Origin of the sequence: Desulfonema magnum (assembly GCF_017377395.1) — a bacterium.
Classification (GTDB): Bacteria; Desulfobacterota; Desulfobacteria; order Desulfobacterales; family 4be13; genus Desulfonema_C; species Desulfonema_C magnum.
In genome coordinates, this window is sequence record NZ_CP061800.1 from 3,021,527 (window position 1) to 3,042,309 (window position 20,783).

General features: G+C 46.6%; 18 protein-coding genes and 2 pseudogenes. 19 read left to right on the forward strand and 1 reads right to left on the reverse strand.

Features of this window, described 5'->3' with window-relative positions:
- Positions 1 to 1,128: 1,128 nt before the first annotated feature.
- The 3 genes from dnm_RS11920 (at position 1,129) to dnm_RS11930 (ending at position 3,842) form a co-directional block, all read left to right on the forward strand.
- The gene (locus tag dnm_RS11920; RefSeq protein ID WP_207682869.1) at positions 1,129 to 1,650 is read left to right on the forward strand and encodes a hypothetical protein; all 522 of its coding nucleotides are present in this window, start codon (positions 1,129 to 1,131) and stop codon (positions 1,648 to 1,650) included.
- A gap of 425 nt (positions 1,651 to 2,075) precedes the next feature.
- Positions 2,076 to 2,960 (forward strand): hypothetical protein, encoded by an 885-nt coding sequence (locus tag dnm_RS11925; RefSeq protein ID WP_207682870.1) that lies wholly within the window; start codon positions 2,076 to 2,078, stop codon positions 2,958 to 2,960.
- A 111-nt stretch (positions 2,961 to 3,071) separates the two neighbouring features.
- Positions 3,072 to 3,842 carry an efflux RND transporter periplasmic adaptor subunit gene (locus dnm_RS11930; protein WP_207682871.1) on the forward strand — a complete coding sequence of 257 codons (771 nt, stop codon included), beginning with the start codon at positions 3,072 to 3,074 and terminating at the stop codon, positions 3,840 to 3,842.
- Between the two features lie 7 nt (positions 3,843 to 3,849).
- Here dnm_RS11930 and dnm_RS11935 read toward each other — a convergent pair whose 3' ends face one another.
- The gene (locus tag dnm_RS11935) at positions 3,850 to 5,151 is read right to left on the reverse strand and encodes a hypothetical protein (protein ID WP_207682872.1); all 1,302 of its coding nucleotides are present in this window, start codon (positions 5,149 to 5,151) and stop codon (positions 3,850 to 3,852) included.
- A 56-nt stretch (positions 5,152 to 5,207) separates the two neighbouring features.
- Here dnm_RS11935 and dnm_RS11940 point away from each other — a divergent pair, with 56 nt between their 5' ends.
- From dnm_RS11940 to dnm_RS12015, 16 genes and pseudogenes are all read left to right on the forward strand, one after another.
- Positions 5,208 to 6,641: an efflux RND transporter periplasmic adaptor subunit gene (locus dnm_RS11940; RefSeq protein ID WP_207682873.1), complete on the forward strand. Its 1,434-nt coding sequence runs from the start codon at positions 5,208 to 5,210 to the stop codon at positions 6,639 to 6,641.
- Positions 6,642 to 7,458: 817 nt separating this feature from the next.
- Positions 7,459 to 8,058, forward strand: a complete 600-nt coding sequence (locus tag dnm_RS30870) for an AlbA family DNA-binding domain-containing protein (RefSeq protein WP_246556296.1) — start codon at positions 7,459 to 7,461, stop codon at positions 8,056 to 8,058.
- An 8-nt stretch (positions 8,059 to 8,066) separates the two neighbouring features.
- Positions 8,067 to 8,606: an ATP-binding protein gene (locus dnm_RS30875; protein ID WP_246556297.1), complete on the forward strand. Its 540-nt coding sequence runs from the start codon at positions 8,067 to 8,069 to the stop codon at positions 8,604 to 8,606.
- 133 nt (positions 8,607 to 8,739) lie between these two features.
- Positions 8,740 to 11,253, forward strand: a complete 2,514-nt coding sequence (locus tag dnm_RS11950; RefSeq protein ID WP_207682874.1) for an O-linked N-acetylglucosamine transferase family protein — start codon at positions 8,740 to 8,742, stop codon at positions 11,251 to 11,253.
- Between the two features lie 1,236 nt (positions 11,254 to 12,489).
- Positions 12,490 to 12,918, forward strand: coding sequence for a DUF29 family protein (locus dnm_RS11955; RefSeq protein ID WP_207682875.1), 429 nt, complete (start codon positions 12,490 to 12,492; stop codon positions 12,916 to 12,918).
- Positions 12,919 to 12,973: 55 nt separating this feature from the next.
- Positions 12,974 to 14,320, forward strand: a complete 1,347-nt coding sequence (locus tag dnm_RS11960) for an MBL fold metallo-hydrolase (protein ID WP_207682876.1) — start codon at positions 12,974 to 12,976, stop codon at positions 14,318 to 14,320.
- Positions 14,321 to 14,786: 466 nt separating this feature from the next.
- Positions 14,787 to 14,972 carry a hypothetical protein gene (locus dnm_RS11965; RefSeq protein WP_207682877.1) on the forward strand — a complete coding sequence of 62 codons (186 nt, stop codon included), beginning with the start codon at positions 14,787 to 14,789 and terminating at the stop codon, positions 14,970 to 14,972.
- The gene (locus tag dnm_RS11970; RefSeq protein WP_207682878.1) at positions 14,969 to 15,193 is read left to right on the forward strand and encodes a hypothetical protein; all 225 of its coding nucleotides are present in this window, start codon (positions 14,969 to 14,971) and stop codon (positions 15,191 to 15,193) included. The genes dnm_RS11965 and dnm_RS11970 overlap by 4 nt, the downstream gene beginning before the upstream one ends.
- Positions 15,190 to 15,327: a hypothetical protein gene (locus dnm_RS11975; RefSeq protein WP_207682879.1), complete on the forward strand. Its 138-nt coding sequence runs from the start codon at positions 15,190 to 15,192 to the stop codon at positions 15,325 to 15,327. The genes dnm_RS11970 and dnm_RS11975 overlap by 4 nt, the downstream gene beginning before the upstream one ends.
- 962 nt (positions 15,328 to 16,289) lie before the next feature.
- Positions 16,290 to 17,279, forward strand: a pseudogene (locus tag dnm_RS11985) (ISAzo13 family transposase).
- A complete protein-coding gene (locus dnm_RS11990; protein ID WP_207682884.1) occupies positions 17,249 to 17,470 on the forward strand; it encodes a hypothetical protein in 222 nt (73 codons plus the stop codon). Before dnm_RS11985 ends, dnm_RS11990 begins: the two are co-directional and overlap by 31 nt.
- Before the next feature lie 392 nt (positions 17,471 to 17,862).
- The gene (locus tag dnm_RS11995) at positions 17,863 to 18,036 is read left to right on the forward strand and encodes a hypothetical protein (protein WP_207682885.1); all 174 of its coding nucleotides are present in this window, start codon (positions 17,863 to 17,865) and stop codon (positions 18,034 to 18,036) included.
- Positions 18,037 to 18,086: 50 nt separating this feature from the next.
- Positions 18,087 to 18,284, forward strand: a complete 198-nt coding sequence (locus dnm_RS12000; protein WP_207682886.1) for a hypothetical protein — start codon at positions 18,087 to 18,089, stop codon at positions 18,282 to 18,284.
- Between the two features lie 434 nt (positions 18,285 to 18,718).
- A complete protein-coding gene (locus tag dnm_RS12005; RefSeq protein WP_207682888.1) occupies positions 18,719 to 19,207 on the forward strand; it encodes a hypothetical protein in 489 nt (162 codons plus the stop codon).
- 118 nt (positions 19,208 to 19,325) lie between these two features.
- Positions 19,326 to 19,685: a hypothetical protein gene (locus tag dnm_RS12010; RefSeq protein ID WP_207682889.1), complete on the forward strand. Its 360-nt coding sequence runs from the start codon at positions 19,326 to 19,328 to the stop codon at positions 19,683 to 19,685.
- A gap of 98 nt (positions 19,686 to 19,783) precedes the next feature.
- Positions 19,784 to 20,722: pseudogene (locus dnm_RS12015) on the forward strand (GSU2086 family protein); the annotation flags it as partial.
- Positions 20,723 to 20,783 lie beyond the last annotated feature (61 nt).

Consider the following 20,783-nt stretch of genomic DNA (forward strand, 5'->3'; position numbering starts at 1 on the left):
CGCATTCCCCCGCCCGAGTCCCGTAGGGACGGCATATCCGGGGCGGACGAGGAAAATTTCTGATTATAACGGATTCAGGGGAGGCCGACTAAGCCCTGTAAGGGCGGCATATTTGTAGCATAAGAGTCGCATTCCCCCGCCCGAGTCCCGTAGGGACGGCATATCCGGGGCGGACGAGGAAAATTTCTGATTATAACGGATTCAGGGGAGGCCGACTAAGCCCTGTAAGGGCGGCATATTTGTAGCATAAGAGTCGCATTCCCCCGCCCGAGTCCCGTAGGGACGGCATATCCGGGACGGAGAGGGAAAATTTCTGATTATAACGGATTCAGGGGAGGCCGACTAAGCCCTGTAAGGGCGGCATATTTGTAGCATAAGAGTCGCATTCCCCCGCCCGAGTCCCGTAGGGACGGCATATCCGGGACGGACGAGGAAAATTTCTGATTATAACGGATTCAGGGGAGGCCGACTAAGCCCTGTAAGGGCGGCATATTTGTAGCATAAGAGTCGCATTCCCCCGCCCGAGTCCCGTAGGGACGGCATATCCGGGGCGGACGAGGAAAATTTCTGATTATAACGGATTCAGGGGAGGCCGACTAAGCCCTGTAAGGGCGGCATATTTGTAGCATAAGAGTCGCATTCCCCCGCCCGAGTCCCGTAGGGACGGCATATCCGGGACGGAGAGGGAAAATTTCATGCTGTAAATATGCTATCCCCACAAGACTTGGAAACATGGGAAATATCACCTGTTGCAAATGTACCCTTCCTGCTGGGACTTTTTAAACACACGCTTAGAGCCTGTAGGTTATCAGTGAGGGAACTCGAAATAAACAAAATACCCGATACAAAAAATGTAGGGTGGGTGGAGCGAAGCGTAACCCACCGCACAAGGTGGGTTGCGCTTCGCTCCACCCACCCTACGTTCCGGGTATTTTATTTTTGGGGAAATCCCTGACCAGTAATACTCGATAATCAAGTTTTTTTTGTCATTCCTGCGAAAGCAGGAATCCACAGCCCCGGAACCGTGATATTTGCCAAAAACGGATTCCTGCTTTCGCAGGAATGACAGGCTGTCCGGCCGGACCGGATCAGAAAACTTGATTATCGAATAATAAGGACTATATCGTTATGAACATCCATCAGTTTAATATGCAGTTTAATCCTGAAGAGGACAGAATTATTTTCAGATTAAACACCGTGAACGGGGAAGAATTCAGATTCTTTCTTACCCGACGATTTGTGAAAGTGTTGTGGCCGGTTTTGTTACAGTTGCTGAGTAATGATTTGAAACGGAGGGAGCCGGTAAAAGCGCATGTGGTAAAAGAGGTGTTGGAATTTGAACGGGAGGAAGTGGTTTCCAAAGCAAATTTTAAGCAGCAATATGTTGAACAGGCAAAAACATTTCCTTTGGGTGAAGATATTATCCTTTTATTCCGTATTCAGGTTAAACAGGCTCCCGGTGGTGACATTCTTTGTCTGCACCCCTCCAAGGGAAAAGGAATAGAATTCATGGTGAACAACACTTTTCTCCATCCTTTTTGCAAGCTCTTACAGGATGCCGTGATCAAGGCGCAGTGGGAACTTGATTACTTGTTCGCTCAGAACAGACCGGTTGAAAAAGCACAGCCCTCTCCCAAGGTGCTCCATTAAACTCGATAATCAAGTTTTTTGTTGTCATTCCTGCGAAAGCAGGAATCCACTGCTCCCGGAACCGGGACATCAGAAAAAAACAAATTCCTGCTTTCGCAGGAATGACAGGCTTTTTGTTCGAATCGGATCAAAAAAACTTGATTATCGAGTTAAAATAAAGGATAGGCGCATAAAAGCAGGCATATCTCGTCCAAGCTCGTCATCTCGTTCCCAGGCTCTGCCTCAATACTTTTCTTCACTTAATGCCGTAGGCTGCCTCTGTCAATGAAACAAAGGTTTTATTCTGATGCGCCCTGCCGGAACATATCCTTGACGAATCTGAGGGAAAATGAGATGATTACATCATTATGCCGAATCAGAAACAGGAGATTGACATAATGATACCACTGAGCCGGGCATTCTGACAATTTAAAATTGCTGAAATTATGAAATCAGAATCAAAACCGCAAAAAACACGCTGGCACCGTCTGCTCGGCAGGCTGTTCAGAGAGCTTCTGGTTCCCACAGGCATTCTGGTATATACGGATGTCCCTGTGATGGGAGAGCCGCCGGAAGCGGACATCCTGCTGCTCAGGAAAAAGCGGAGCCGGTGGACGGAAGAACAGAGATCACGTCTTCCGGACGGTGTCAGAGACACCCGGGCAACGCATATCCTGATCGAATTCAAATACACCGAATCGGTGAACAGAAAAGTTCTGGCTCAGACCCTTTGCTATGATTATCTTTATAAAGGCGGCCAGAAGCTGGGGGATCATGATGTCCGGACCTTTCTGGCCAGTTCAAAAACCCCGAGGGCATCAACCCTGGAAAAATTCGGATGGTACCAGACAGACAGACCCGGAGTTTATAAGAGTCACAATCCTCTGGCGGAATCTGTCACCCTCATTCTGCTGAACGAGCTTGCGGACACACCGCACAATGCCTGGATCAAATGCTTTGCCAGCCGGAGGAGGGAAAAAAAATCCGCGTTTGAAACGCTGATGGACAAAAGGTTTTCATCATTAAGCAGCCAGTTGCAGTGGTTCCTTGAGGGACTTCTGCATTACTGGTTTACCATGGGAGGTGAACATATGGATATTGAAATAACACCCGATGATGTGATGAAGATAGGTAAGAAATGGCAGCAGGCCGTATTGTCAGGCATTTCACCGAAAGACCGCCTGGCAGGGCTTGCACCGAAAGACCGTCTCGCAGGGCTTGCACCGAAAGACCGTCTCGCAGGACTTGAGCTGAAAGATATTTTGGCGGAATTTACTCAGGAGGAAATAGAGGCGTATCTGAAAAAACTGAAGAAAAAACAACGGAAATGAGCTGAGAGAATCATCCGCTCGTTCCCGGTCTCTGCTTCACTGTCATTAAGTGAGGCAGACTCTGGGAACGGGAACTCTGGGCTGAATTTCAGTTAAAAGGTGGATTTTATAATGAAATACAAACAGTTTATTCTGGTCTTTTTTGGGATTTCGATTCTGCTTTCCATGGGACACACCTTGTGGGCAGATCAGTTCCCGGTTGTTGTGGAAGCTGAAGTGAGAGCAGTGCTTTCTGCCGAACGTTCAGGCGTCCTTTCCAGTCTTAAAGTTGATGTCGGCGACACCGTAAAAAAGGGAGCTGTCGTGGGCGTTGTTTTTCACAGAGAACTTATTCTGAAAAAGGAGCAGCGCGAAGCCAACAGAAGATACAAAAAAGTTCAGGTGGAAAATCTGACCAAACTGAATGATAAAGGACTGGTCACAGATGAAGAACTGGCCAAAGCCAAGATGGAGCTGGTTATTAATGAAAAAGAGATCAGTATGATTCAGACTGAGATAGAGCATTCAAACATTCGGGCACCTTTTTCAGGCCGAGTGGTGACTCGCCATATCCAGCCCCATGAATGGGTCACTCCGGGGCGGGAAGTGGTGGAATTGTATGATCCCCGCAAACTGAGAATTGTGGCAGATATTCCTGCCGACATTGCAGTGGAATGGAACAAGGGAAAAACAGATAGTCTTTATTTTCCTGATTTAAAGAAGGACATAAAAGCAAAACTGAAGGTGTTTTCTCCCCAGGTGGATGTTCGCAGTAATACGATCAAGGTCTATTGGACCGTGAGCAACAAAGAAAGGAAAACAGCGCATCTTCTGCCCGGAATGAAGGGGGTTCTGAAGTTTGAAGAAGACCCGGAAATACCTTCCGAACTGGATACACAGTAGCAATTCCTCAGAGGATGTTTGAAAAGTCCTGTAGGGACAGCATATTTGTAGCAATGACATGCCCATGTTTCCGAGTCCCGTAGGGACGGCATGTTTGTAGCAGCAATGACATTCCCCGTGTTTCCGAGTCCCGTAGGGACGGCATATTTGTAGCAATAATGACAAGCCCGTATTTCCGAGTCCCGTAGGGACGGCATATTTGTAGCAATAATGGCAAGCCCCGTGTTTCCGAGTCCCGTAGGGACGGCATGTTTGTAGCAATAATGACAAGCCCGTATTTCCGAGTCCCGTAGGGACGGCATGTTTGTAGCAATAATGGCAAGCCCGTGTTTCCGAGTCCCGTAGGGACGGCATGTTTGTAGCAATAATGGCAAGCCCGTGTTTCCGAGTCCCGTAGGGACGGCATGTTTGTAGCAATAATGGCAAGCCCGTATTTCCGAGTCCCGTAGGGACGGCATGTTTGTAGCAATAATGGCAAGCCCGTGTTTCCGAGTCCCGTAGGGACGGCATGTTTGTAGCAATAATGGCAAGCCCGTGTTTCCGAGTCCCGTAGGGACGGCATGTTTGTAGCAATAATGGCAAGCCCGTGTTTCCGAGTCCCGTAGGGACGGCATGTTTGTAGCAATAATGGCAAGCCCGTGTTTCCGAGTCCCGTAGGGACGGCATGTTTGTAGCAATAATGGCAAGCCCGTGTTTCCGAGTCCCGTAGGGACGGCATGTTTGTAGCAATAATGGCAAGCCCGTGTTTCCGAGTTCTGTAGGGACGGCATGTTTGTAGCAATAATGGCAAGCCCGTATTTCCGAGTCCCGTAGGGACGGCATATTTGTAGCAATAATGGCAAGCCCCGTGTTTCCGAGTCCCGTAGGGACGGCATGTTTGTAGCAATAATGGCAAGCCCGTATTTCCGAGTCCCGTAGGGACGGCATGTTTGTAGCAATAATGGCAAGCCCGTATTTCCGAGTCCCGTAGGGACGGCATATTTGTAGCAATAATGGCAAGCCCCGTGTTTCCGAGTCCCGTAGGGACGGCATGTTTGTAGCAATAATGGCAAGCCCGTATTTCCGAGTCCCGTAGGGACGGCATGTTTGTAGCAATAATGGCAAGCCCGTGTTTCCGAGTCCCGTAGGGACGGCATGTTTGTAGCAATAATGGCAAGCCCGTGTTTCCGAGTTCTGTAGGGACGGCATGTTTGTAGCAATAATGGCAAGCCCGTATTTCCGAGTCCCGTAGGGACGGCATGTTTGTAGCAATAATGGCAAGCCCGTGTTTCCGAGTCCCGTAGGGACGGCATGTTTGCTTTTCAAACATGCTCTTAGGGAAAATTGAAAATAACCCGGCAATTCATTGCCGGAGGTGGTGAAAAAGTGGAACAAACACAGCAAAAACTAACAAATATTCAACCTGCTCGCCAAAAACCGGCAGGTGTTCAGCCCCAGGCAGCCAATACGATCCTGGCGCGGCTGATTCATCTGTCAGTGGCCGCACTGGGAGCTGAATCCCCTGACAAAGCAGGTAATCTCATAGTCAACCAGATTCACACCCTGGTAAAAACAGACAGAGCCATGCTTGTTCCCGTGAAGGGAAAAAAAAGAATATTCTGTATTTCCGGCGATATGGAAGTCTGCAAAGGTGAGGATCATCCCTATTCCCAAGCCGTGCATGAGATCAGAAAAAATTTTCGCAAAGAACGCACCCCCCAGGTCATCACCCGGGAAAATCTGCCGTCCGAGGTGAACGCGCCCAATGCCCGGAAAGTCCTTGAAGCAGTGGGAGGGACCAATATCCTGTGGTTCCCCCTGCTGATGGCGGGAAATCAGGATAGCGGCTTTGCCCTGTGGCTGGAACGATGGAACAGCAAACCGTGGGCTCCGGAGGAAATCAAACTTCTCTCTCATGGAGCCATGTTTTTCGGGCATGCCCTGAGTGATCCGCGCTCAAAGCGTGCAGATTCTGAATCCAAAAAGAATAAATGGTGGAAAAAGCTGTTGTCATTTCCGGTCTTTATCTTGCTGATCAGTCTGATTCCCATGAATGCCCGCATCTCCACACCGGTTGAGGTGATTCCGGACAAGCCTTATTATGTGTTTGCGCCGTTTGACGGCATCATGGAGGAATTGGAGGTCCAGCCCGGGGAACAGGTGAAAAAAGGGGACACGCTTTTTCGATACGACACCCGTGTCCTGGAAAAACAGATGGAAGAGGCCCGCCGCGGCGTGGTTGTGGCCCGGGCTGAATTGGCCCGTCTGGAAGGTGCGGCTTATGACGATAAAGATGCCAGAGCCAGGATTCCCGTACAGAAACTTGAAGTGGAGCGGGCACAGGCAGAAGTGAGGTTTTTACAAAGCCAGTTGGAGCTTTCCGAAGTCAAATCCGGTAACAACGGGGTGGTGGTTCTGGATGATCCTGACACATTAATCGGTGCCCCGCTTCAGACAGGACAGATGGTGTTGCGCGTGGCTGATCCTGAACGCACAAAGCTCAGGCTGGAAGTGCCTGTGACAGATGCCGGGATATTTAAGGAAGGTGATCCTGTTTTTGCCCGGATGGATGCTGATCCTTTGGAATCCTTTCCTGCCCGGGTAAAGTGGATCGGATTTGATGTCACGGTTTCATCAGAAGAAAAGAAAACGCCCGTTCCCTCGGTGCTGGTGGAAGCAGTATGGGAAGGAAAGCCGCCTGTTATTCCTGGTCAGCGGGGAAGGGCCAGCATCCACGGGAAAAAAACTGTGCTTGGCATGGTGTGGTTCAGAAGAGCGCTGACAAGATGGCGGAATCGATTTGGAATGCTGGGAATATGATAATTGATAATTGATAATTTCACTTTTTTTAGCCCCGTAGGGGCGGCATATTTTTAGCCCGCCGGACAGTGTGTGTTTTTTTTAGCCCCGTAGGGGCGACATATTTGTAGCGACCCGTCGTACAGCGTATAATTTAGCCCCGTAGGGGCGACATATTTTTAGCCCGCCGGACAGTGTGTGTTTTTTTTAGCCCCGTAGGGGCGACATATTTGTAGCGACCCGTCGTACAGCGTATAATTTAGCCCCGTAGGGGCGACATATTTGTAGCCCGCCGGACAGTGTGTGTTTTTTTTAGCCCCGTAGGGGCGACATATTTGTAGCGACCCGTCGTACAGCGTATAATTTAGCCCCGTAGGGGCGACATATTTGTAGCCCGCCGGACAGTGTGTGTTTTTTTTAGCCCCGTAGGGGCGACATATTTGTAGCGACCCGTCGTACAGCGTATAATTTAGCCCCGTAGGGGCGACATATTTGTAGCCCGCCGGACAGTGTGTGTTTTTTTTAGCCCCGTAGGGGCGACATATTTGTAGCGACCCGTCGTACAGCGTATAATTTAGCCCCGTAGGGGCGACATATTTGTAGCGACCCGTCGTACAGCGTATAATTTAGCCCCGTAGGGGCGACATATTTGTAGCCCGCCGGACAGTGTGTGTTTTTTTTAGCCCCGTAGGGGCGACATATTTGTAGCGACCCGTCGTACAGCGTATAATTTAGCCCCGTAGGGGCGACATATTTGTAGCCCGCCGGACAGTGTGTGTTTTTTTTAGCCCCGTAGGGGCGGCATGTTTGTAGCCCTCCGGAAATGGAAAATCAAAAAATGATATTTGATGAAGCAGATATCCTGGAATTCATCCGCCAGGGTGAAAACACATCGGTGGAATTCAAAGAAAAGGAATCACGGGCAGAAAGTATCGCTAAGGAGATAGTCGCTTTTGCAAACAAAGATGGCGGTTCCCTTGTTTTGGGCGTTGCTGATGACGGAACAATTTCAGGCATATCTGAAGATAAAAATTATGAGGAATGGATTGCAAATATCGCAAGAAACAATGTTATTCCTGCCATTTGCACTGAGTTTTCTCTGGTCTCTGTTGGTGAAAAAAAAGTTGCTGTCATTACCGTGCCAAAAGGAAAAGACAAACCTTATCAGACAACAGAGGGTAAATATCTTATCCGTGTGGGAACGACAAATCGGGTTGCAACACAGCCGGAACTTTTACGATTGTTTCAGGCATCAGGCGCTTTTCATTATGACCTGACGCCTGTTCGTAATACTGGCATAAAAGACCTGAATATGACAAAGCTGGATAATTATTTCCAGCGTTATCATTTTGATTTTTCTCAAGAAAATGAAGAGCAAAAGAAAAATTTTTTGCAAAATACGGATATTCTGGCTGTCAACGGCGAAGGGGCTTGCTGATTTTCGGTATGAATCCTTCCAGATATCTGCCTCAGAATGGGATTTCATTTGCCTGTTTTCGGGGAAAAACCCTGGATGAAGAACTGATTGACAAACAACATATTGATGGAAATCTGGATTATCAGGTAGATATGGGGACTGCTGTGATAAAGAATCACTTGCCGGTCCCTTCTGTAATTCGGGGGACAAAGCGGGAAAATACAAAATATATTTATCCTGACAAAGTTTTTCGGGAACTTTTGACAAATGCTGTGGTTCATCGAAATTATGCTATTGCCGGATCAAAAACCCGGGTTTTTCTCTTTGAAGACCGGCTGGAGGTTATCAGTCCGGGACGGCTTCCCAATACAGTGACCATTGAAAAATTGCGTTTTGGTGTCTCTTACGCAGTCAATCCGATTCTGGTCAAATTTATGGAAAACTTACGCTATATTGATCAGTTGGGCCGGGGCCTTCCGATGGTCTGTCACGAGGCCGTGAACAATGGTAAAAACGTGCAGTTTAAAGAAATCGGGGAAGAATTCAAAGTGATACTGGAAACTCAGTAGCAGCCTATTGAACAGTGTGTGTTTAGCCCGGCCGCATGTTTTGCATGTTTGTAGCATTTGACACCTGACACCTGACACCTGACACCTAACACCCTAACACCTAACACCTAACACCTAACACCCAACTTTTCTTATGGATATAAATCAATTAGAATCTCTTGTGAATACTTACCTGCAATCTCAGCCTGAGACCATGCAGGAGACAGTGCCGGTCCTGGAAACGGAACGCAGATCCTTGGCAGAAGCCTTTCTTGACACCGCAGATACAGACGTAAAAGAGCAGTACCAAGGTCAGAATGGGAAACGATTTCACCTGCTGCGTCGGGCGGATTTGCAGGATATGCCCCGGGACGCGGCCGGAGAGCAGCTAACAGCCCGTATTCTGCAAAAATGGGACCAGGACAAAACCGCTGGCACGCTGCTCGCTGCCATGCTCATGCTTCAGCCCCGTGAACTTCCCCTGCCCGGGCATTTTACAGACATTGCGGACTGGCTGCGCCAGGCTTATGCGGATTTTCTGCTGACTGCCCCGGGTGTGTTCAGCCGCATCGGGGAAGCAGATCAGTTTGCTGTCTTTTTTGCCGCGATGGTGGACTTGTTCCATCGCTCCCTGGTATCTGACACGCGTTTTGCCGGTGCTGATGAAATTCGTACTCTCTTTGTCAATAAAGCGAATTTTATCCAGTTTTATTTTAATGAGAAAAACCTTTGCAGGACCTATCGTCAGCGTGCGGAAATCATGGAATCCTGGGCCTTGTCCCAAAATGCCCCGCTTGCCCATCTTTTTCCGCTCAGACCCAGGAACCCGAAAATAAAGGTGGGTATTCTTTCAGCGCACTTCACGCCTCAGACGGAAATTTATCTGATGCTTTCCTATTTTGATAAGCTTCCAAAAGAGGCATGTTCAGTGACCCTCTATTCCATGCGCCGAACAGAGCATCCGCTTGAGGAATACTGCCGGACCCGTGTGGATAATTTTGTCCTTCTTCCGGAAGGGGCCTATCCCCAGCAGGTGGATCGCATCCGGGCCGATGACCTTGATGTTCTTCTGATCGGAACAAATACATCGGCTGTCACGAATCCGATTGCCATCATGGCTTTGTTCCGCATGGCCAGGACCCATGTAATTGTTGAGAACTCACCGGTTTCAACCGGATTTACTCACACAGATTACTACCTCTCATCCACCTTCAACGAGCCGGATGAGGACGCACATGAACATTATACAGAGGAACTGTATCGTGTTCCCGGAATGCTCAATTATTACGCGTATCATTTTGACAAAGACCCGCGCACAATAAGCATCACGCGCGCCCAACTGGGAATTCCGGAGGATGCGGTGGTTTATTTTTCCGGAGCCAATTTTTTTAAAATTCTGCCTGATCTTTCTAATGTGTGGTCGTGGATATTCAGTCAGGTTCAGAACAGTTATCTGGTGCTGATGCCTTTTAATCCGAACTGGACCAAGCGTTATCTGTCCATTCCTTTTATCAACCGTGTCCGCACACAAATGGCACAGGCAGGTGTGGATTTCAACACCCGGGTTCGGATTCTCAACCGGGTTCCGACCCGTGCGGATGTTCATGCGGTCATGGAGTTGTGCGATGTGTATCTGGACAGCTTTCCCTATGCGGGCGCGTGTTCCCTGATTGATCCCCTGACAGTGGGGCTTCCCATTGTCTGCCGGGAGAGTAAGACCATGCGGGGAAGCCTCGCTGCTGCCATGCTCAGAGGGGCCGGGCTTGAGGAGATGATTGCCAGAGACTCAGGAGCGTATGTGGAACGGGCTGTTGCGCTGGGACGGGATTCAGCACTGCGTGAACGCACCCGACGCAGTATCAGCGATGCTGTTTCCCGTTATAACCCCTTTTTTGACACGGCTGCCTGCGGTGTCAAGATTGCTGCCGCGTTTACGGAGATGGTGGAACGCCGACATCGTGATGAGATGCGCCTGCTTCAGCAGGAGCCGGATCGTTTAAAGGATATTATTGAAATGCTTTGCACCCGGCTGACCAGGACCGGCAATCGTTTTTTTCGGAATCTTGCTGGTACGGAATTGGCCCGGGTGCTGCTTGTTCCCTATTTTCAATCATTGACAAACAATACTGGCCCTCGGCATCTGATTGATCTCGGGGCAGGTTCAGGGCAGTTTGTAATTCCGTTCCTCAATACTGGCTGGCGTGCGGATTTATTCGAGCCGAATCCGGCATATCAGGCCCAACTCAGTTCCCTCGCGCAGCAACTCCCCGGACGGGTGCGGCTGCTTCCGAAACCGGAACCAGACCATAGTTTGAATCGTGCAGACCTTTTCAGAATCGGAATCGGGAAAGAACAGGATTTCAGTGCGCTGATGAACCACGATTTAGACCGTCTGTCCCCTCAGATAGTTATGACTAAAATCGGAAACCAGGAACCTGCCCCAGTTTCAAGTTTCAAGTTTCAAGTTTCAACTTATACCTCGCTTGTTTTCAGCTATGACGATGAACATCGGCTGGCAGACTTTGGTTTTGGTGAGAGATTCACCCTGCAAAATATCAAGTCAGGGAATATTCTTTTTTTCCACAAAAATGACACCATTTTTCTTGTAACCCTGATCCGCCTGCTGCAAAGCTTTTTACCTGCACAGGAGCGGGGGGGGGGAAATTGAAAATTGAAAATTGAAAATTGAAAATTGAAAATTGAAAATTGAAAATTGAAAATTGAAAATTGTAGATCCGAGTCCCGCAGGGACGGCATATTTGTAGCAGCTCGATGATCAAGTTTTTTTCAGTCATTCGATGATCAAATTTTTTTCAGTCATTCCTGCGAAAGCAGGAATCCACAGCTTTCGGAAGGGTGGCATCGGCCAAAAACGGATTCCTGCTTTCGCAGGAATGACAAGGCTTCCTGGTCGAACCAGGTCAAAAACCTGATCATCGGGTGAGAAGAGGGGATTATGGAAGCAATGATATGCTCCGTGTTTCCGAGTCCCGCAGGGACGGCATATTTGTAGCATAAAGAAAGCCCTGCCGTCTTCCGAGTCCTGTAGGGACGGCATGTTTGTAGCATAAAGAGAGTCCGGCCGTCTTCCGAGTCCTGTAAGGACGGCATGTTTGTAGTATAAAGAAAGCCCTGCCGTCTTCCGAGTCCTGTAGGGACGGCATGTTTGTAGTATAAAGAAAGCCCTGCCGTCTTCCGAGTCCTGTAAGGACGGCATGTTTGTAGCATAAAGAGAGTCCGGCCGTCTTCCGAGTCCCGATAGGGACGGCATATTTGTAGCAGCTCGATGATCAAATTTTTTTCAATCATTCGATGATCAAATTTTTTTTAGTCATTCCTGCGAAAGCAGGAATCCACAGCTTTCGGAAGGGTGGCATCGGCCAAAAACGGATTCCTGCCTTCGCAGGAATGACAAGGCTTCCTGGTCGAACCAGGTCAAAAACCTGATCATCGGGTGAGAAGAGGGGATTATGGAAGCAATGATATGCTCCGTGTTTCCGAGTCCCGCAGGGACGGCATATTTGTAGCATAAAGAGAGTCCGGCTGTCTTCCGAGTCCTGTAGGGACGGCATGTTTGTAGCATAAAGAAAGCCCTGCCGTCTTCCGAGTCCTGTAGGGACGGCATGTTTGTAGCATAAAGAGAGTCCGGCCGTCTTCCGAGTCCTGTAAGGACGGCATGTTTGTAGTATAAAGAAAGCCCTGCCGTCTTCCGAGTCCCGATAGGGACGGCATATTTGTAGCAGCTCGATGATCAAATTTTTTTCAATCATTCGATGATCAAATTTTTTTTAGTCATTCCTGCGAAAGCAGGAATCCACGGCTTTCGGAAGGGTGGCATCGGCCAAAAACGGATTCCTGGTCGAACCAGGTCAAAAACCTGATCATCGGGTGAAAAGAGGGGATTATGGAAGAACTATTTGAATTAAAAAGCTATATCGAGCAGAGACGTTATCCGGAGGCGCTGTCTCTGATTGAGGAGATGGAGGAGATGAGCAGAGATGATAAAATTAATAAAATTGGCAGCTTTATAGAAATTTTTCTTCTTCATCTCATTAAAAAACATGCTGAAAAGCGTACCACCCGTTCATGGGAAGTTTCAATGAAAAACGCTCTGGATAACATTGAAGATGTCAATAAGCGAAGAAAAGCAGGGGGATATTATCTTAATCAGGAAGAATTAGAGGCAATTATAGACAGAAGATATCAAAGGGCAATGAGGCGGGCATCGCTTGAAGCGTTTGAGGGACAATTTGATGAATCAGAACTCGCGAAAAAAGTAGATGAGAATCAAATCAAGAAAGAGGCCCTGCAATCAGTGATCAGTGGTCAGTGAATCAGTTTCAAGTTTCGAGTTTCAAGTTTCTAATTTACTGGCAGAGGTTATAAAAATGAGAACAACTTTTGAAATCATTCATATCGGAGCCGACCATGAGGTCACCGGCTCCTGTCATCTGTTGCGGGCAAACGGTCTGAACATCATGACAGACTGCGGCATGGCTCAGGGCCGAGACACCATGTCACCTGTGGAATCATGGCCGGTTAAGCCAAAGGATGTGGATTATCTGTTTCTGACCCATGTTCATATTGATCATATCGGCCGGATACCCGAGCTGATACAAAAGGGCTTTGCCGGAGAAATCATCACGACACATCCCACAAAATCGTTGCTTTTGCCTATGTTGGAAGATGCCATGGACTTTTCCAATCTCACAGAGCATTCAAAGGCACAATTGGCGAAAACCATTGATGATCTTTCATGGGGATTTGAATATGGTGAAAAATTTGATCTGAAAAAAGGGGTCTCTTTCCAGTTAGGCAGGGCCGGGCATATCCTGGGATCGTGCTTTATTTACATTGACACAGGAAAATATTCTGTGGTATTTTCAGGTGATCTGGGGGTAAAAAACACACCGATTCTGCCAGACCCGGATATTCCTGACCCATGCGATATTTTAATTCTGGAATCCACCTACGGCGACAAACTGCACCAAGACAGAACAGAACGAATACAACGACTCGGACGTATTCTCACAAAGGCATTGTCAGATAACGGCAAGGTCTTTGTTCCGGCCTTTTCCCTGGGGCGGACTCAGGAACTGATCTATGAGATGGATCGCCTGTTTTCAGATTCCCAACTCAGGCAGATGTTCCCGGATTTGAACCCGAAGCATAAAATTCCTGTGTTTATAGATTCTCCTCTCGGGCTTGAAGTTACCAAAATTTACGCAGGGTTATCAGAATACTGGGACAAAGAAGCCCGGGAAATTTATCGCACAGGGGATCATCCCATTGATTTTGATCATCTTTATGCGGTCAGAAATTACAAAGACCATCTGAGGCTCCTTGAAATGTCCGGGCCGGCCATTATCATAGCCGGAAGCGGTATGTGTACCGGCGGCAGGATCATTGATCATCTGAAATCAGGCTTGGATGATCCCAAAAATGATGTGCTGTTTGTGGGATATCAGGCCAAAGGCACACTGGGCAGAGATATTCTTCATTATAGCAGAAAATCCGGCGGTTATGTTGTTATACACGGAGAACGCATTCCCATCAGGGCAAAGGTTTATAATCTGACAGGCTACTCTGCTCATGCTGACCAGAAAGAACTCGCGGAATGGGTGGAAGCCATGCCGGAAGCCCCTGGAAAAATCAAGCTGGTACATGGGGAAAGAGCGGCTCAGGATGCTTTGGCGTCAGTGCTTTCAAACAAAGGATACAAGGTTTCTGTGTGAATTTTTATTTTGCTCCTTATGTTAGCGCACTATACCAAAATTCAGTAGATCGAAAAGTTTCCGGACTGAGCTCGGGACAGCAAAGAAACCCGGCTTTTTTTCCCGGACGGGGTGCCTTCCCCATATGCATCAGGCTAAGATCGTAACTCATTGTTTTTATTAACCCGTGATCTGCCGGACGGGGTTTGCAACCCCGTCCGAAATATTTTCCGACCCCCGAAAACAAACGTTTCGGACGGGGTTGCAAACCCCGTCCGGCAGTCTTAGCCTGATGCATATGGGTGCCTTCCCCGCCGGAAAAAGCCGGGTTTCTCCCCCGTGTGTCGTGTCCGCGCTGTGAGAGCCTGAAAACTTTTCGATTTACTGAAATTGATTCCAGCCATGAGAGCTTTTAAAAAAATGGGATATGAACCGGCTGAATATCAGGACAGATTTTTCTAAAAAACTAAATGCAATAAGAGGGCAAGTGGGAAAGAAAGCAATTAGAAAAAGAATAGAGAGCTTGCTGAAGAGGGTAAGAGAACATGAACTGAAGATTCAGAATGAAAAAATGAAAGAACCGCCGGATTACGGGCTTATTCATCATTGGGAAGCTGAAATCGCTGCTTTCCGTGTAAGCATTGGGAGAGCGGAAAAGAGGCTGAAATCATGAAAAAACAAAGAGAGTTTTTATCTGGAAATAACATGCTGCTGTTTGAAGAATTGGAGCAGGAATGCCTGACAGCAATAAGATATATCGAAGCATTGAAAGTCAGAGAACTTTCTGAAAACCAGAAAGAGGATATTTTAGGGGAACTTTCCGCTTCCATAACCCATCTCAGAATTCAGACGGAACAGCTTGATAAGACTTTTGAAGATATAATGGATGTGTGAATGAAACAGAGGCTTTTGAGGGACAATTTACAGAAACAGAACTTGAAAGCAGGGTTGATCCTGCCCAGGTCAGGCAGACGGCGTTTCAGTTCATTCAGGAAGCCTTGTCCGCCAGTAAGACAAAACAACATTAATGGCATAAGACAGCCTGAATTTCCAAAACATGCCTCATTTTCACAGCAAACAGAAAATGAAAAATAAAATTCGATATCCTGTTCCTGCCCGGCTCACTGCCGGACAAATACAGGGATTACAGAAAGCCTTTGAAAATATTTTGGCTCTCTGGTAATTCGTGTTAAAACTTTTATTAAATTAAAACGGAATGATATCATTTTTTACAGCATTTAAAAATGCGCAAAAAGTTTTCCGCATTAAAAATGCAAAAAGCATATTTGACGTAACATACTGAATTTACATATTATACAAAATTTCGGCATCTATGCCGGACAATTCATAATATTCTGTTATTAAAGGATATACTATCTTTAACGCGGATTACCAAAGAGCCATATAAAAGTTGCCCGTCAGACGGGGAGTCATATCATTCTCAGACACCAACATTTTTGTTTATGCCAAAGTGGAACATGGCTGGTTTTCAAAGGAGGGGAGATGCGGCTGAAGAGGAAAAAGATCAGACTGCTTAAGGAATGAGCATGAAATAATATGCCCATTTTGATTTTTATATGTTAAAAAATTGCGTAATCCTGTAAAGTGTATTTCAAAATCACTTTATCAAAAGGAGATTATTATGCAACCCTATTCCTTAGAAGTAGAAGAAATCATGCGGCGATACTATGAGAGTCTGAATGAAAAAGACCGCCGGCGATATGCCGGTATTGAAGCTTTGAAATTGGGACATGGCGGACAAAATTATATTGCCAAAGTCTTGGGTTGCAGCAGGCGGACTGTGCGCAAAGGAGCGATCGAAGTAAGCGGCCTGCCCGGACACATCGTAGCAAAACAAATTGGAAAATCTCCTGCTGAATCTTCTGAAATACGTAAAAAAGGTGGCGGACGCAAACAGTATCTGACTGAGCACCCTGAAATAGACGAGCAGTTTTTGAATGTGGTGCGTGAGCATACAGCAGGAGATCCGATGGATGAAAAGGTACGATGGACAAATCTGAGGGAGTGGGAAATCGCGGAGGCTCTGGAAAAAAAATACGGAGTAAAAGTGAGTCGTAACATTGTCCGTCAATTGCTCAAAAAGCATGACTATCGGTTGCGTAAAGCTCAGAAACGCAAACCTATGAAAAAAAACGGGTAGTGTTCTAAAACTGGACTTGAACCGATATTTCCTAAATTGATTCAAATGGTTAAGATTTTTAGCTCCAGTTTTGGAACACTACCAAAAAACGTACCAGATCGCGACGCTCAGTTTGACAATATTTTGAAACTCAGATCAGAATACCGGAAGGCCGGTAATCCCGTTATCAGCATGGATACCAAGAAAAAAGAATATCTTGGAAATTTTTACAGGAAAGGCCGACTATATACGCTGGAGGAATTGCAAGTTTTCGATCATGATTTTACAAGTTTTGCCGAAGGTGTCATAATTCCGCATTGTTTTTATGACCTGCGACTCAATATCGGGTATGTTCAGGTGGGAACAAGTCATGATACCAGTGAATTTGCCTGTGACAGTTTCCGTCATTGGTGGTATGGTTACGGTTGCCGAATATATCCAAATGCCACGTCAGTTTTGATATTGTGCGATGGTGGCGGCAGCAACAGTTCCCGACATTACCTTTTCAAACAAGATTTACAAATTCTGGCGGATGAAATCGGGATTGAAATCCGAATCGCTCATTACCCGCCCTATTGTTCCAAATTTAATCCGATCGAACATCGCCTGTTTCCTCATATTACTCGTGCGTGTCAGGGAGTAATCTTTTCAAGTTTGGAGGTGGTGACTGATCTGATAGCCAAAACACATACCAAAAAAGGTTTAAAAGTCTTTGTCCATGTTATTGATAAAGTCTATGAAACCGGTCGAAAAGTTGCTGAAACTTTTAAATCAGAAATGCGAATTGTATTCGACAAAATTTTACCCAAATGGAATTATCGTGCAATTCCAATAAATTAAAATGGGAAAGTTATTTAATACCGATTCCTAAATTAGACGAGGCCGATGACAGAGATGACTATGTGGAAGGCGACATGGCTTTCAGGTTGGGAATCGTATGGGAACTGACAAAGGATGTGATGTCATTCCAAAGAGGTTTTGATGCTGAATCAGGATTACAGAGAAATGTTGTCAGTCTTGTCAGACAATGATGTCAGATTTCTGGTTGTGGGAGCTTATGCGATGGCAGGGCACGGATATCCCATATGCATCAGGCTAAGACTGCCGGACGGGGTTTGCAACCCCGTCCGAAACGTTTGTTTTCGGGGGTCGGAAAATATTTCGGACGGGGTTGCAAACCCCGTCCGGCAGATCACGGGTTAATAAAAACAATGAGTTACGATCTTAGCCTGATGCATATGACGGATATCCCCGTGCAACCGGAGATATTGATATATGGGTCGAACCGTCAGAGGAAAACTCGGAAAAAGTCTGCGAATCTCTGGCGGCATTCGGCGCACCAAGTGAATTTTACAATAAAAACACTTTTGAAGAAAAGGGGATCATCCTTCAGATCGGCGTGGCTCCGAGAAGGATTGACATTTTGACCCATATCGGCGATGTTGAATTTTGTGAAGCCTGGGATAAGAGAAAGATTATTGAAATGGAAGGGCTGAAGATACCGATCATCGGGAGAGAGGAACTGATCAAAAGCAAATTATCAGCCGGAAGAGATAAGGATATCGCAGACGTAAAAAAATTGGAAAATAAAAGCTGAAGTACAGCCGGCCCGGAAAGTCATACGCGAACTTGAAAGGAAGCACGGAAATGAAATTACAAAAATATTCGGAATCGTCCAGAACGCTCTCAGCGCCAACGAGGCAACCTATCTCATCGGTTTCAGATCGGCTGATGAGATCAGAAATCGAGTTGTTAAGGCGAAGAAAGAAACATATCTCCGATTACGCTCAAAAGGAATTGAGAGACAGGGTTGAGGCAGCCCTCCGGGCGTTGCAACGAATTTAGATCGTTGCAACTGGCTCCGCTTGGAAGTCGTAAGAAATGACTCGATTTTATTTGATAAGTACCTAACCATAAGTTTTCGATATTTGATCGGGAAAGAAACCCGGCTTTTTTCCCGGAATGATCCGCCTCCCGTGAAGGAAAAAGCCGGGTTTCTCCGCAGTTCGCAGAAAAAAAGATGTATGAAAAACTTTTGATCGGGTACTTATTTCAGAAAAAAAATTTTTTCCATCAGATCATTGCTCCGTTCCGTGGCTTCAAAGATAATTGCGGCCGGAAACTATGGTTCGGCAGTTGTTCTGACGATGGGAGCGCATGTTCTGAGGTCAGGTGTTCAGTGATACCTGACTGATCTGATGGAAAAGAGGGATATTTCTTGTATTCCCGCAAACAGGGCCGGGGCGATCTGAACTCCCTGAGAAGAGGAATCTCATATTATGATGACAGAGGATAATGATTTTAACGACGCTGTTGTTGAGGAATTCAGGCAGAATTTGCAATATTTATATGGAGAGGTGAAATCGTGGCTCACAGGCTTTGTTTATAAAGAAAATCTTATTGAAATCCATGAAGAATATGCAGTTCCGTACAAGGCTCCCGAACTTTACATATACAAGAGCAATAAATTTCTGTGCAAGATCAGGCCAGTGGGCGCTCATATCATTGCCGCTGACGGAAGGGCGGACCTGATCGGAAAGAGAGACACGTTAAGTATCGCTTTCTTAAAAAACTCACGGTCTGTGAAGCTAAATACTGATACAGAATCGGAACAGACAGATGACGCAGGCCAAAAGGAATACGCCTTATATATTGGCTATGAGGGGGCAGGGTGGTATGTCTGCTGGGGAAAGAGAAGGATTACGAAAATATCCTCTGAAAGTTTTTTTGAGGCAATGGAGAGCGTAAGCGGATATAAGCATCTTTGATGATATCCGGAAAAGATATGAACTTACCGAGAGCCTCTTCAAACTTCTCAAAAAAAATGCGGCGATTCAGGAGGAGGTACTTTGGGAACCCGAACGTCTTTCCGACGCGGATGAAACATTGCAATTCATAGGAGATTTGTTTATCATTGATTTTTTTGCCGCTTTTGAGCGATTATTGCGAAACAGATTGTCAGCTTCCATAGCATCTCAGGAAGATGCGTTGAGCGAACATCTGCTGGAAGTTGTTCGTAAGGAGTCTGAATATATAAGAATCGAATATTTTCTGAAGCATTTTGCAGACCCGCAGCATGTCGGCCTTATAAAACAGATAAAAAAATACAGGGATTGGGTTGCACACGGAAGAAGGGAATTGTCCAGATCACCGGCCAAACCGATTGATATTTACATTATTTTTGAGGTAATCAGATTGGTGGCAGTCGTGTTGGACACTGACGGTTTTCTGTATAAAGAAACGTGAACCATTGTGTCGGGATTAGAATATGTCAAAGCAATGAGCAAAATTTTGATACGGATTCCAAAATGATGTTCTCCTGATTTCCCGAATTTGACCACAGTCTTTTGCAACTGGCTCCTCTTGACAGTCGTAAAAATGACTTGACTTTGTCCGATATTTTAGAAATAAATAGAACTTTTCCCATCAGATCAGCGGTCCGGTCCGTGGCTTCAAAGATAATTGCGGCCGGAAACCATGACTCGGCAGTGGTTCTGATGATGGGAGCGCATGTTCTGAGGTCCGGTGTTCAGCGATACCTGATCAATCTGATGGAAAAGGGATATATTTCCTGTATCGCCACAAACGGGGCAGGAGCAATCCATGATTTTGAATTTGCACTGACCGGGGCCACAACAGAAAGTGTCGCACACTATATCAGAAAGGGACAATTCGGTTTATGGCAGGAAACAGGCCGGATTAATGATATTGTCTCAGACGCGGCAAAAAATGATATGGGGCTGGGAGAGGCTGTCGGGCGTGTGATTGAGGAAGAACGATTTCCCCATTGTGATATCAGCATATTTGCCGCGGGGTATCGGCTGGGTATTCCCATAACAGTTCATACCGGCATCGGATATGACATTGTCCATGAGTTTCCGAACTGTGACGGGGCTGCTTACGGTGCAACGAGTTACACGGATTTTCTGAGATTTGCAAAAGTCCTGGAATCCCTTGAGGGCGGGGTTGTTATGAATTTTGGCAGTGCGGTCATGGCTCCGGAAATTTTTCTCAAAGCCCTCTCAATGGTCAGAAATGTTGCCCGGCAGGAAGGCCGGCAGATTTGTCATTTCACAACTTTGGTATGTGATCTGCTGGATCTCCCGGACAATTATCGTGAGGAGGCTTCCAAAGACAATCCGTACTATTATTTCCGCCCGTGGAAGACCATGCTCGTCAGAACTGTGGCTGACGGGGGAGAAAGTTTTTATGTGAAAGGCCGGCACCCCGAGACAATACCGGCTTTATGGACAGCGATCAGTGAACCGGAAAGGGATTTTTGAGAAATGACTGAAAAGCAGTCTTTATATTAGGAGAGGCTTTCTGAATACAGGTAATGATTAC

Coding starts and splice junctions, on each gene's coding strand:
- dnm_RS11920 (WP_207682869.1), top strand. CDS start 1,129: ATGAACATCCATCAGTTTAATATGCAGTTTAATCCTGAAGAGGACAGA.
- dnm_RS11925 (WP_207682870.1), top strand. CDS start 2,076: ATGAAATCAGAATCAAAACCGCAAAAAACACGCTGGCACCGTCTGCTC.
- dnm_RS11930 (WP_207682871.1), top strand. CDS start 3,072: ATGAAATACAAACAGTTTATTCTGGTCTTTTTTGGGATTTCGATTCTG.
- dnm_RS11935 (WP_207682872.1), bottom strand. CDS start 5,151: ATGTTTGAAAAGCAAACATGCCGTCCCTACGGGACTCGGAAACACGGG.
- dnm_RS30870 (WP_246556296.1), top strand. CDS start 7,459: ATGATATTTGATGAAGCAGATATCCTGGAATTCATCCGCCAGGGTGAA.
- dnm_RS30875 (WP_246556297.1), top strand. CDS start 8,067: ATGAATCCTTCCAGATATCTGCCTCAGAATGGGATTTCATTTGCCTGT.
- dnm_RS11950 (WP_207682874.1), top strand. CDS start 8,740: ATGGATATAAATCAATTAGAATCTCTTGTGAATACTTACCTGCAATCT.
- dnm_RS11955 (WP_207682875.1), top strand. CDS start 12,490: ATGGAAGAACTATTTGAATTAAAAAGCTATATCGAGCAGAGACGTTAT.
- dnm_RS11960 (WP_207682876.1), top strand. CDS start 12,974: ATGAGAACAACTTTTGAAATCATTCATATCGGAGCCGACCATGAGGTC.
- dnm_RS11970 (WP_207682878.1), top strand. CDS start 14,969: ATGAAAAAACAAAGAGAGTTTTTATCTGGAAATAACATGCTGCTGTTT.
- dnm_RS11990 (WP_207682884.1), top strand. CDS start 17,249: ATGGAATTATCGTGCAATTCCAATAAATTAAAATGGGAAAGTTATTTA.
- dnm_RS12000 (WP_207682886.1), top strand. CDS start 18,087: ATGAAATTACAAAAATATTCGGAATCGTCCAGAACGCTCTCAGCGCCA.
- dnm_RS12005 (WP_207682888.1), top strand. CDS start 18,719: ATGATGACAGAGGATAATGATTTTAACGACGCTGTTGTTGAGGAATTC.